A 10,807-nucleotide genomic window follows, 5' to 3' on the forward strand; every position below is an offset into this window, starting at 1 on the left:
ACTTTTTGAAACACCACCTAAAAAAGAAAAACAAGCTAGAAAATTCTGCCTTATAAGAGTCAGATAAATAAATATTTATCACTAATTTTTAATGAAATATTTGCTTAAAGAGAGGTCCTTATCTTGTTTATGAAATTGCTTGATTTTTATTCAATAAAGACATAATTTCTGTATGGTTTTATTTGTGGTTGAACTTTATAAAAACAATATTAGGGGAACTGTAAATGATTAAATTTATTGTAGATGAACAAGAGTCTGCCCAAGGCGTGCACTATATTCATAACGCAACACGAGGCTGTGAAGACCTGCCAGAATTTGATAACCAGATTCTGATTGGATATTTTGCTAATTATGATCTGGCTTATAAACGGGCAAGAATGAACTGGCCGAGAGAGAAAGTAGAGGGCTGTCATAAGTGCTGTACAGAATGAGATTCATAGACATATTGAGCGTCATTTAAAACCTGCTATACAGTGGGTTTTATCATTTATTCTGTTTGAAAATTGATCAATTTGACCCCATATAAAATTATAGATTTATCATTTTTTAGGGCTGCTCAATTGCAACATTATCTTGATCTCAATCATGACTCGGGTGTGGCCAATTATGAGATTGGCAATGAGTTCATTCGGGTTCAATTCAAGAAAACCTCGAAAGTGTATACCTATAGCTATAGCAGTGCGGGCTATCAGCATGTGGAAAATATGAAACAGCTGGCTCAGTATGGTGATGGCCTAAATGCCTATATCAATCATCATACCCGTCACCTGTTTGTACGCTAAAAAGTGATCGCTGAGAGTGAGAACTGAAACTTTTAGCTCAAAATATTTAAACCATTCCCCTTTAGATTACAGATACAAATCAGTAATTCCTGAAGATTTGATCAATCTGTCAACTTAATGATAGATGGCTCTACAGGCAGGGAATCACTATGGACCTCGATTTCTGGTGTCGGTTTTTACTTTATACATTGGCTTTGAATTACAGCATTTTAATGCTCTGGTTCTTGCTCATTGTCTTTTTACGAGACTGGGTAAAACGATTGCATAGTCGATGGTTTCAGCTTTCAGATTCGACTTTTGATGCCGTTCATTATGGCGGCATGGCCCTCTATAAAATCGGAATATTCCTATTCAATCTGGTTCCGCTGATAGTCATATATTTAATTGGGAAAAGTTAGGAGATAAAACTTTCTCAGGTTTCAAGAATAAATAAAATTGATAGTCGCATTAGCATTACACAGAGCAGTTTAAACGCTTAAAATGCTCGAAACAGAATAAATAATATAGAAAAGGAGTTCGGCTCAATGAATCAGTTTAAACCTGCCTTAATTTTAGGTGCATTGATCGGCTTGGGAATGATTATTGCCGGATTCATTCTGGGCAATAGTGCGGTCAAGATTAAACAATATGAGCGGATTGTTTCCGTAAAAGGGCTGTCGGAACGTGAAGTGAAAGCCGATGTTGCAGTCTGGCCCATCCGTTTTAGTGGCGGTAGTCAGGATCTGACAGAACTGTATGACACCATGGAGCTGCAAACCCAACAAATTCAGGCGTTCTTAAAAGGCGAAGGTTTTAAGGCAGAAGAAATTACCACAGGTTCTCCAGTCACTACAGATAAATACGCACAGCAATACGGCGGTGATGCCAATGTCGCGCTACGTTATACCGCACATCAGACCATTACAGTTTATACCCACAATATTGATGCAGTCCGTGCAGCGCAAACTCGTCTGGTCGCTCTGGGTAAAAAAGGCATTGCTTTTGGTGGTGATGATTCCGGGCAAAGAACGGAATATATCTTTACCAAATTGAATGACATTAAACCGGCGATGATTGAAGAGGCCACACAAAATGCCCGCAGTGTGGCAGAAAAGTTTGCAGCAGATTCTCAAAGCCGTCTCGGGAAAATCAAGACGGCCAATCAAGGTCTGTTTAGCATTGAAGACCGTGACAGCAATACGCCTTATCTAAAGAAAGTTCGTGTGGTTTCTACAGTGGATTATTATCTTGCGGATTAAATGGCTGGAAAACTAAAAATAGCGGTTTGAAAAATTTAGAGCAGAATGAAGTTTTAAATAAAGATAAATTCCAGTAATTCTGCTCTTTCTGCAATAAAAGATCTTTATTTTGAGCTAAAAGATAAAAAATTCTTCTATAAATATATTCTAAGAAAAATATTTTCAAAAACTGGGAAAATTAAAAAATCTTAGGAAATTAATTTTACCGCAGCTTGGCTACTATATATCTCAAGGGTGTGATGGGATCGAAAAGAGTAGCATGCTGTGAGTGGCGCAAAACGCGAGTGCAGTACGAACCCAAAAGGTCTCGATTCGGCTTAGGACGCTATAGACCAAAAGTTTATAGGCTATAAGATCATTTCTTACAAAGAGTGATAGTTGAAGTAAACCATCAAGATGTTTTCCCAACACCCTCAAAATTTTCTCTTCTAATAATAAATCTTCTCCTCCAAACTGCTTAATACTTTCCTTACCCAGTCACTTATCTTCTTCCTCAAATAGCTTTAAATTTATTTGAGATTCAAATAAATACTATTCTAATCACATATCTAATCTATTTTATTTACAGCCTATAGCTTTCAATCATCCTTTATTTAAATACTACTCTAATGTCGCTAGTTATTTATAAGTATTTGATATAAATAATTTAAAATATAATATATTTAATATTTGCTCACAAATTATATCCTTGAAAAATAAAACAGAATGCTATGATAATTTTGCATATAAGAAAGGGGCGTGTCCCATGAAAAAATATGAATTAGAAATCAGTTATCCGTATCAGGAAGAAGATGAAGCAGAGCAGCTAGGCAGCTTATCGGCAGAAGAAATTCTCTCTACTTTTAAGTCCATCAATTGGCAACAGTTACGGATTTTACAATTACAGATGCAAGCTGCGATTACCACATTTACCGTGACAGACCCCGATACTGAACAGTCGATCCAGATCACGCTGAATGAACTGGCGCCCTCAGGTCAGCTTGAGTTCAGGCTGGAAAGTGATATTGAAGTCGAAGCTCAGCATAAAATTCTGGGACTGTTTAGCCTGAAAAACAAAGACTATGTGTCATTTCGCAGTCTGACTATGTTACAGGTTCAGCAATATCTTATGACATTCTTAAATGAAGATCTCGACAGCCTGAAAACCCAGTATCAGTCAGGTCATTCAGTATCTCCCATCAGTGCAGCATCCAAAGCTTAGTCGGGCATTGATTCTATAACAGGGCTGGATTGACAGTATTCCCTGACATTGTTATTTTGCGCGTTTTCTTCTGAATGCTTACAGAACATGCCTATTAACGACAACTTTGTCTACGCGCCGCCTCAAGATCCATTGCATATTCTGTATGAAGATGATGATCTAGTCGTCATTGAGAAGCCGGCCGGTTTGTTGTCTGTTCCGGGACGTTTGCCTGAGCATCATGACAGTGCTTATCTACGGGTACTAGAGCGTTATCCGAATGCCAAAATTACCCATCGTCTGGATATGGCGACGTCCGGAATACTGATGTTTGCCAAAAATCGCGAAGCCGAAGTGGCGGTCAGTAAAATGTTCCAGGCACGTACAGTCAGCAAGCACTATATTGCGCTGGTACAGGGAGAAATTCAGACCGAGGGCAGTGTCGATGTGCCTTTAATTACTGACTGGGAAAATCGCCCCCGGCAAATGGTACATTTTGAACTGGGTAAAGCTGCCAAAACACTCTATCAACGGCTGGAATATCTGCCTGAGCAAGACATCAGCCGGGTATTACTGACGCCAATTACCGGGCGTTCACATCAGCTCAGAGTCCACATGCTGCATATCGGTCATCCGATTATGGGCGATAAAATTTATCATCCGGAACCAACGCGTAGTCCTCTTAATCGCATGGCCTTGCATGCCAGTGAACTGACTTTTACTCAACCCTTGAGTGGTCATAAAGTTGAAATTCTTGCACCTGCACCATTTTAGTAAAATTTAAGCATTCAAAAAATGAATATAGATTCTGATAAATATTTGAATTTCAGTAAGCTGCAACAGAAATGTCAGAATTTATTTCAATCATCGGAAAATTATGGAGTTGAATTTAAGCAGTTTTCTAGAAAAATTATGTTCTGAATCATGTCTTATCAAGTAATGATTTTTTGAAATTAAAAAAGTGTATCCGGAAAAATTTCAGAAATCATTTAAGGGGGATTTATTACTTTATCTTTAGTTTAACTATTTGATCTGTCTATTTTTATTAGGTTTTTCTCAAGATTTTCAGCCTATCCGAAATTCGATCTTATAACTTTTGATATAAAAATAAAAACCACTCTAATCGCTTATCACCAACAGATTCATGTTAAGTAAATTGATAGGCATAAAAATATTAAGGTTTTATAGGTGAAAGATCATTTAAAAGATCAAATATATTAAATATTTATGGTCATTTTTTATCTTTGATTCTCATCATTAAATTATGCAGAATAACTTTAAAACATCATAAATTTTTAATTTTTTAGTGCCTATATATGGTGCAAGGGGTAAGGCACAGGATGATGCTAAGTGGCGTGCTCTTTGTTCTCGCAAGTGTTTTAATCATTGTATTACTACGGGTATTCAATAGCCTGAAATTATCAAGAAACAATATTCGGTCTCTACAGGAAAATCTGGATCATTCACGCAGTAAATTAGCTGATTATGAAACACAAGTTGATGAATTAAATTATGAAATGACCCAGCTACGGATGCAGTTGGGGAGCGCCAGAACTGAACTGAATAAATATAAAAAATATCAGGATATCTGTGACATCGAACAGTACATTATTAACCGCAGTTTGCAGGCTAAAAATTTCGTAGAAGTAACCAAGCTTCATGCTTCCATCATGCTGGATGATCTCAAAGCCTATATCGCTCAGGTCAAAGCATATTTACAGAGTTTACAGGCTCAGGCCGAAGCTGATATTGAGCAGCAGGCCCGAAAAGCTTTACAGGCTTATTATCAGCAGGCCAAAGAACAGCAGCGACTGCAAGAAGTAGTTGAGGCTCTCGAGCAGAAGATCAAGGGCTATCAACATGGTTTTGATCTGCCGGTCACGCAGCTTCTGGATCAGCTCATTAGTGGCTACAACGATACTGATGCAGCTCGGCATTTACTGACTATCAGAACACAGATTGAGCAAGCCAAAGAACAGCAGCAGGTGGCCCGCTGTAACTATGTCGATGAAGATCGTCGCAAGAGCACCATCGAGATTTTGAGTCTGGCATTTAATAGCAGGGCAGAATTCTATTTGTCCCAGTTAAATACTCATAATCTGGGAGAAATGCTGCAATTCTTAAAAGATGATTATCGCCTGATGAACTATAAAGAACAAAGCTTGAGCCAGGCCATGATTCAGGAGTCTTATCTGAACTTGCGTCTGGAAGAGCTTAAATTCGCCGCCATTTTACTCGAGCTTCGACAGAATCAAGTGTCTGAGCCATCTGCAGTGATCGCTTCCTAACTCCAATTAAAAAAGACAAATCAACCGATGAAATTTTTTAATCTGCAGATTGATATGTAGGTATTTTTAATTAGATGAAAATGCAGCTTTTTTTCTCAAATTATTAAATTTATATTGATAAAATTCAGTTGGTTATTTAGAGAAAGTTAATTTTTTTTCATATTCTGTACTCGATAATTAAAATAAAATAAATTAAGCTGAATCGAATAATAAAACATCATAAATCATAATAAGGATATCTCTATGGCACGCGATTATGACAAATTCCCTGACGATGAAAATGGTCATGTACTGTGGCAAATGTATCAGGATGGTGATGATCTGCAGGACGACCATGAAATTGAATTCTCGATAGCCTTTAATAGTGAAGAACAGGCTGACCGCTGTGCATTGCACTTGCTTAAAGAAGAACAAAAGATAAGCCTATATCAGGATGAGGAGAGCGATACGCTGGAATGGACAATTACTATTCATGTCTATATGCAGCCTACCTATGAAAATATTGTCGATCTGGAACAATGGTTTACCAGAATTGCCGCTGAATTTCAGGGTGAATATGACGGCTGGGGCTGTATGGCCTATGTCTATGATGATGAAGGCGACCCAGAAGAGGGCGAAAGCAAACTGCGTAGCAGCTAATCAAAATTTCCTTATTCAAGCCCGGTTAAGCCGGGTTTTTTATCGCCTGTGGTATTAGTCGGGTCAACTGTAGTTTTTTGTTATACATCCTATAAAATGGATAGATAACAATTATATTTAGGCCGTACAGTATGTTGGGCAGTTATTTAAATACTGAGGCCGACGAGATCGGGATGATCCGTCCGAATAATAAATAAAAATAATCTTTCAGTAAGAACAAGAAAAAAAGGTAGGCTGAAATGAGTTATACCCTAAAAATGCATCGCGTATTCAGTGCGCCACCGGAACGGGTGTACCGGGCCTTTATTCATCCAGATGCTATTGCAAAATGGCTGGCACCGCATGGCTTCACTGCCAGAGTTGAGCATGCCGAAGTCAAACCGGGAGGCAGCTATAAAATCACCCTGACCAATTTTGCTACAGGTACCCAGCATCATTTACATGGCACCTATCATGAAGTTATTCCCAACCAGCTACTGCGCTATACCGATTGCTTTTCTACACCTGAAGTCAAAGGTGAAATTGAAGTCACGCTCATCTTTGAAAAAGTGTCTGTAGGCACCAGCCTGCATATTATTCAGGTGGGTTATCCGGATCTAGTACCGCCATCTGCATGTCACTTAAGCTGGCAAGAGTCATTGCAGCTTTTGTCCTGGCTGGTCAATCCACATATTTTGGATGGTTAAGTTCAGTTAATTAAGTTGAGCGGGAGATCCTTTTAAAGCTTGAGCATGAACCTATCCAAAGATGCTATAATTCAGCTTTAATTTTTTGTTTTTTCCTTTATTTTTTTATTTTGTCGAGGTTGCTATGGCTCTACCACAATGCCCAAAATGCCAGTCTGAATATACCTATGAAGATGGTGACTTGTTAATCTGCCCAGAATGTGGATATGAGTGGAAAGAAGCGGAAGCAACTGAGGAAACCGTGGTCATCAAGGATGCGCATGGCAATCTGCTGGCTGATGGCGACACAGTTACGGTGATTAAGGATCTTAAAATTAAAGGATCTTCTTCAGTGGTTAAAGTCGGGACTAAGGTCAAAAATATTCGTCTATTACCCGATGCAACTGATGGACATGATATTGACTGTAAAATTGATGGCATTGGCGCCATGAAGCTCAAATCTGAATATGTGAAAAAAGCCTAATACGTTCTTATACGAATGATTGCTTTCGGTCTTCGGGTTTGAAGGTTTATGCTTCTTCCTCAAACTCGAAGATCAATCTCTTCTGATCACTATATCATGCCTGGATCTATGCTTTATGCCTCATCTTCATCTTGAATATTCAGATAATATTCAGCAGCTCGAAACCCAACCTTTAATGTTGGCAATTCATCAGGCCTTATTTAACGCCGGTTATATTAATGACCCGAATGATTTAAAAAGCCGGGCGATTGTACAGCAAGATTTTGTGATTGGACTAGAGCAGAAGACAGATCAGGCTTATGTGCATGCTAAAGTTTCTCTCCTGACTGGTCGTAGTCTGGCCATTCGTCAAGCAATTTCCAAGCTGGTACTTCAGGTCATGCAGCAGCACATTGCCTCGCAGCCAAGGCTAAAGATTCAGCTCTGTGTTGAAATTCTGGAAATGGACAAAGAAACTTACACTAAAGCTATTATTTGAATTTTTTAGATTGAAGTGAGGACTAGGAAATGAAGTTTTCCTAGTTCCTCTCTTTATCTTGAATGTATAAGAACTTAATAAAAAATTGAGAAGTATCAAAGCAATTTTGAAATATAAAGAACGATAAATAAAACTAGAGCATAAAAATTTAAATAATCAGTCAAAATTCACCTGATGATTGCAGTTGATCAGAAAATTTTGCCTATGATTAAAAAAATGGTGTAATTTTAGGTATTAGGTCACACTTTTGACCTGATCTATGGTGGATGGGTAAAACCAGGACCCATCCACATAATTAAAAATAATGAAAAACAAGAAAGACTGAAAAATGATGAGATGCTTGAAATCTCGGTTTTCAAGTCTGAATAAAACCTTATAGAGAGGTATTCAATGAAAATAATAGGGGAAGAATGTCTGGCTCAGGAAGTCAGGACATTTTTACAAAAATGGGATCAAGCTATTTGTTCACTTGAATTCAGCGAAATTCGTCAACTTTGCCGACCAGATGTCTGTCTGATTGATATTAGCTCCGAGTTGAAAGGGATTGAGGCTTATCAGGCTGCATGGCAACAGTACCGCCCATATATGCGCAACAATGGTATGCGCGTTGAACGGCAGGAGGTCACCATTCAGGTCAATAATGACATGGCTTTCGTGTATGGGTATGTCCGGATTGCCTATGCGGCGATGGAACGATATTTTCCTTTACAATGGTGCCGCTTCAGCATGGTCTTGAGCAAACAGCAAGATCAGTGGCAATTGCATTATCAACATATTTCTGTTCCTGTTCAGGATAAAACTGAAAAACTGCGTCCTGTGAAACTGGCAGGTTAAGGCGCAAGTTTTAAATTTCATTGTAACAAGATCATCATGTCTATTTGTCCATTCTTGAAAAAAATCACCATAAAAAAGCCTGAATCGTTCAGGCTTTTTTATTTAGGGAAGATTAGAAGCGTTTTGGAATCCGCTGACCATTCGGTACCGGAATTTCCGCATTTTTTAATACACCAAATAACCAGGCTTCTGCATGTTGTACGGCTGTTTTTAACTGGTCACCCAAGGCTAGACGTCCGGCAATAAAACTTGCTAATGAACAGCCTGAGCCGTGATATTCACCCTCCAGACGCGGGCAACGGGTTTCGTTGATCAATTCACCCTGAATATATAGACGGTTCTGGATATAGTCGGGAGTATCTTCATGGCCGCCTTTAACCAGAATCGCGTGAGCACCCATTTCAAACAGTTTCTGCGTGGCTTGATCTAAATCCTGTTCACCTGTTAGGGCACGCAACTCAACTGTATTCGGAGTTAAAATCGTGGCTAGTGGAATCAGTTGTTTAAACGCTTTGACCAGTGTGGCCTGATTGCCGAGTGAGCCACCACTGTTGGCTACCAGCACCGGATCCAGTACATACTGATAATCTGCATGCGCTGTTAGAAATTCTGCCAGCGCCTCAATATTTTCAGTAGTACCCAGCATGCCTGATTTAACACAGCGGATCGGTAGATCCTTTACCACGGCATTGGCCTGAGCCAGCAGTAATTCCTTTGAAGTTGCTTCAAAACCAAAAACCTGTTGCGAGTTCTGGATGGTCAGGGCTGTACAGGCAATTGCAGCATGAGCACCACTTTGACCGATGGCTTCAATATCTGCTTGAAGGCCTGCTCCACCTGAAGGATCTAAACCTGAAAAGCAAAGTACGGTAGGTCGCAAAATGATGTCCTTCATTCACTAAAATTGCCTTAGTATAGGCAAATTTATTCAAACTCTCGATATTAATTTCTATCACTTGCAAAAACTGTCTGTCAGGTAAAATTTCGTATGTTTATCTGATCAAAATATAGAGTTGACTACCCTGAAAATGGGCGTTATTGGCTTATTTTTATGGCCTAGTAATTGCTTTAGGGTAGAGAAATCTGGCTATACTCACGATATGAATTGATGTCGGCTACAAACATAGGGGGACAAGGTGTGATTCAGAATATTTTAATTGACTTGGATGGTACATTAACTGACCCAAAAGTGGGGATTACGACTTCTGCCCGCTACGGTCTGGAAAAGGTGGGTCATCCGATCAGTGAAGACACGAATATTGACTGGATTATCGGGCCTCCTCTAAAAGCTTCGCTAGCCAAAATTCTGAATGTAGATGCGGATGATACTCTGGCTGAACAGGCACTAATGGCATACCGCGAGCGTTTCGCAGTGACTGGTCTATATGAAAATCACGTCTTTGAAGGCGTAGCTGAAACTCTGGCGGAACTTAAACGCCGTGGTTATCGCCTGTTTCTCGCAACAGCAAAACCAACCGTTTATGCTAAACAGATTCTGGAACATTTTAATCTGGCCCAGTATTTTACTGAGATTTATGGCAGTGAGCTGAATGGCGACCGGACCAATATGATTCAGTATATCTTGGAACAACAAGGCATACAGGCTGATCAATGCATTATGGTGGGAGACCGTGAGCATGATATTTTTGGTGCCCGCCATAATGGGATTGAGTCGATTGCAGTCAAATACGGCTATGGTTCAGAAGTTGAATTACAGCAGGCACAGCCTAAATATACGATTGAGAACTTTAGTCATTTATTAAACTATTTAAAATAATTTTTTATTTTCATTAAAATAAAATGCTTCTATGTTTAGGAGCATTTTTTATATTCATTATTAAAAATAATTTTTAACTTTATCTTTTGAATAGAAATCTGTTTTATTACGTTAACTTGATTAATTATTTGTATACTTTTGTTCTAATATTTTTCATGCTTACATAAATATAATAATGTATTTTATGTGATCAATGTCATAGTTTAATTATAATTCACAAAAACATATTTTTCATATTTTAATATCTATTTATTTAAATCTAATTAAAATATTAAAATTCAATGTCTTAATTTTATATTAAATTTTTAATTCATTTATTTCACTAGACCTCTTTCATAAATCATTTTTTGCTCAGTTCCAAGTTGTAGATTCCAGCGATTAAATTGAATCTCAAACCAAGCCTTTTACCTCTATTTCGATAACGCTCAGCAAGGATTTTGAA

At 38.4% G+C, this 10,807-nt stretch carries 14 protein-coding genes and 1 pseudogene; 13 read left to right on the top strand and 2 right to left on the bottom strand.

Annotated features, from left to right (window positions below):
* Nucleotides 1–224: 224 nt before the first annotated feature.
* The 12 genes from B3Q46_RS10035 to B3Q46_RS10090 all read left to right on the top strand — a co-directional run bounded on the left by B3Q46_RS10035 (nucleotide 225) and on the right by B3Q46_RS10090 (nucleotide 8,588).
* On the top strand, nucleotides 225–431 hold the full coding sequence (locus B3Q46_RS10035; RefSeq protein WP_005237115.1) for a hypothetical protein: 207 nt from the start codon (nucleotides 225–227) through the stop codon (nucleotides 429–431).
* 129 nt (nucleotides 432–560) lie between these two features.
* Nucleotides 561–782 (top strand): hypothetical protein, encoded by a 222-nt coding sequence (locus B3Q46_RS10040; protein WP_004785142.1) that lies wholly within the window; start codon nucleotides 561–563, stop codon nucleotides 780–782.
* Nucleotides 783–931: 149 nt separating this feature from the next.
* Nucleotides 932–1,180, top strand: a complete 249-nt coding sequence (locus B3Q46_RS10045) for a DUF6868 family protein (RefSeq protein WP_286715136.1) — start codon at nucleotides 932–934, stop codon at nucleotides 1,178–1,180.
* Between the two features lie 126 nt (nucleotides 1,181–1,306).
* Complete coding sequence (locus B3Q46_RS10050; RefSeq protein WP_005237113.1) at nucleotides 1,307–2,020, top strand: SIMPL domain-containing protein; 714 nt, start codon at nucleotides 1,307–1,309, stop codon at nucleotides 2,018–2,020.
* Nucleotides 2,021–2,765: 745 nt separating this feature from the next.
* Nucleotides 2,766–3,221 carry a hypothetical protein gene (locus B3Q46_RS10055; protein WP_286715138.1) on the top strand — a complete coding sequence of 152 codons (456 nt, stop codon included), beginning with the start codon at nucleotides 2,766–2,768 and terminating at the stop codon, nucleotides 3,219–3,221.
* An 87-nt stretch (nucleotides 3,222–3,308) separates the two neighbouring features.
* Nucleotides 3,309–3,974 (top strand): pseudouridine synthase, encoded by a 666-nt coding sequence (locus B3Q46_RS10060; protein ID WP_286715140.1) that lies wholly within the window; start codon nucleotides 3,309–3,311, stop codon nucleotides 3,972–3,974.
* A gap of 569 nt (nucleotides 3,975–4,543) precedes the next feature.
* A complete protein-coding gene (locus B3Q46_RS10065; protein ID WP_286715153.1) occupies nucleotides 4,544–5,488 on the top strand; it encodes a hypothetical protein in 945 nt (314 codons plus the stop codon).
* 243 nt (nucleotides 5,489–5,731) lie between these two features.
* Nucleotides 5,732–6,127 carry a ribonuclease E inhibitor RraB gene (locus B3Q46_RS10070; protein WP_034171734.1) on the top strand — a complete coding sequence of 132 codons (396 nt, stop codon included), beginning with the start codon at nucleotides 5,732–5,734 and terminating at the stop codon, nucleotides 6,125–6,127.
* A 239-nt stretch (nucleotides 6,128–6,366) separates the two neighbouring features.
* The gene (locus B3Q46_RS10075; protein WP_004785131.1) at nucleotides 6,367–6,813 is read left to right on the top strand and encodes an SRPBCC domain-containing protein; all 447 of its coding nucleotides are present in this window, start codon (nucleotides 6,367–6,369) and stop codon (nucleotides 6,811–6,813) included.
* 124 nt (nucleotides 6,814–6,937) lie between these two features.
* Entirely contained in the window at nucleotides 6,938–7,276 is a 339-nt protein-coding gene (locus B3Q46_RS10080) for a zinc ribbon domain-containing protein YjdM (RefSeq protein WP_286715145.1), read from the top strand.
* A 115-nt stretch (nucleotides 7,277–7,391) separates the two neighbouring features.
* Nucleotides 7,392–7,754 carry a 5-carboxymethyl-2-hydroxymuconate Delta-isomerase gene (locus B3Q46_RS10085; protein ID WP_286715147.1) on the top strand — a complete coding sequence of 121 codons (363 nt, stop codon included), beginning with the start codon at nucleotides 7,392–7,394 and terminating at the stop codon, nucleotides 7,752–7,754.
* 390 nt (nucleotides 7,755–8,144) lie between these two features.
* Complete coding sequence (locus tag B3Q46_RS10090; RefSeq protein ID WP_286715150.1) at nucleotides 8,145–8,588, top strand: YybH family protein; 444 nt, start codon at nucleotides 8,145–8,147, stop codon at nucleotides 8,586–8,588.
* Nucleotides 8,589–8,700: 112 nt separating this feature from the next.
* Here B3Q46_RS10090 and B3Q46_RS10095 read toward each other — a convergent pair whose 3' ends face one another.
* Nucleotides 8,701–9,468: a hydroxymethylpyrimidine/phosphomethylpyrimidine kinase gene (locus B3Q46_RS10095; protein ID WP_286715156.1), complete on the bottom strand. Its 768-nt coding sequence runs from the start codon at nucleotides 9,466–9,468 to the stop codon at nucleotides 8,701–8,703.
* Nucleotides 9,469–9,726: 258 nt separating this feature from the next.
* On the opposite strand from B3Q46_RS10095, the gene B3Q46_RS10100 reads away from it, so the two are divergent.
* Nucleotides 9,727–10,365: an HAD-IA family hydrolase gene (locus tag B3Q46_RS10100; protein ID WP_286715158.1), complete on the top strand. Its 639-nt coding sequence runs from the start codon at nucleotides 9,727–9,729 to the stop codon at nucleotides 10,363–10,365.
* A 340-nt stretch (nucleotides 10,366–10,705) separates the two neighbouring features.
* Here the strand turns inward: B3Q46_RS10100 and B3Q46_RS10105 are convergent.
* Nucleotides 10,706–10,807 (bottom strand): annotated as a pseudogene (locus tag B3Q46_RS10105) (IS5/IS1182 family transposase); the annotation flags it as partial.

Origin of the sequence: Acinetobacter sp. UBA2581, assembly GCF_002339435.1 — a bacterium.
Classification (GTDB): Bacteria; Pseudomonadota; Gammaproteobacteria; order Pseudomonadales; family Moraxellaceae; genus Acinetobacter; species Acinetobacter variabilis.

What these genes read in the sequence shown, in the direction of transcription:
- B3Q46_RS10035 (WP_005237115.1), top strand. Translation starts at nt 225, where the DNA reads ATGATTAAATTTATTGTAGATGAACAAGAGTCTGCCCAAGGCGTGCAC.
- B3Q46_RS10045 (WP_286715136.1), top strand. Translation starts at nt 932, where the DNA reads ATGGACCTCGATTTCTGGTGTCGGTTTTTACTTTATACATTGGCTTTG.
- B3Q46_RS10050 (WP_005237113.1), top strand. Translation starts at nt 1,307, where the DNA reads ATGAATCAGTTTAAACCTGCCTTAATTTTAGGTGCATTGATCGGCTTG.
- B3Q46_RS10055 (WP_286715138.1), top strand. Translation starts at nt 2,766, where the DNA reads ATGAAAAAATATGAATTAGAAATCAGTTATCCGTATCAGGAAGAAGAT.
- B3Q46_RS10060 (WP_286715140.1), top strand. Translation starts at nt 3,309, where the DNA reads ATGCCTATTAACGACAACTTTGTCTACGCGCCGCCTCAAGATCCATTG.
- B3Q46_RS10065 (WP_286715153.1), top strand. Translation starts at nt 4,544, where the DNA reads ATGCTAAGTGGCGTGCTCTTTGTTCTCGCAAGTGTTTTAATCATTGTA.
- B3Q46_RS10070 (WP_034171734.1), top strand. Translation starts at nt 5,732, where the DNA reads ATGGCACGCGATTATGACAAATTCCCTGACGATGAAAATGGTCATGTA.
- B3Q46_RS10075 (WP_004785131.1), top strand. Translation starts at nt 6,367, where the DNA reads ATGAGTTATACCCTAAAAATGCATCGCGTATTCAGTGCGCCACCGGAA.
- B3Q46_RS10080 (WP_286715145.1), top strand. Translation starts at nt 6,938, where the DNA reads ATGGCTCTACCACAATGCCCAAAATGCCAGTCTGAATATACCTATGAA.
- B3Q46_RS10085 (WP_286715147.1), top strand. Translation starts at nt 7,392, where the DNA reads ATGCCTCATCTTCATCTTGAATATTCAGATAATATTCAGCAGCTCGAA.
- B3Q46_RS10090 (WP_286715150.1), top strand. Translation starts at nt 8,145, where the DNA reads ATGAAAATAATAGGGGAAGAATGTCTGGCTCAGGAAGTCAGGACATTT.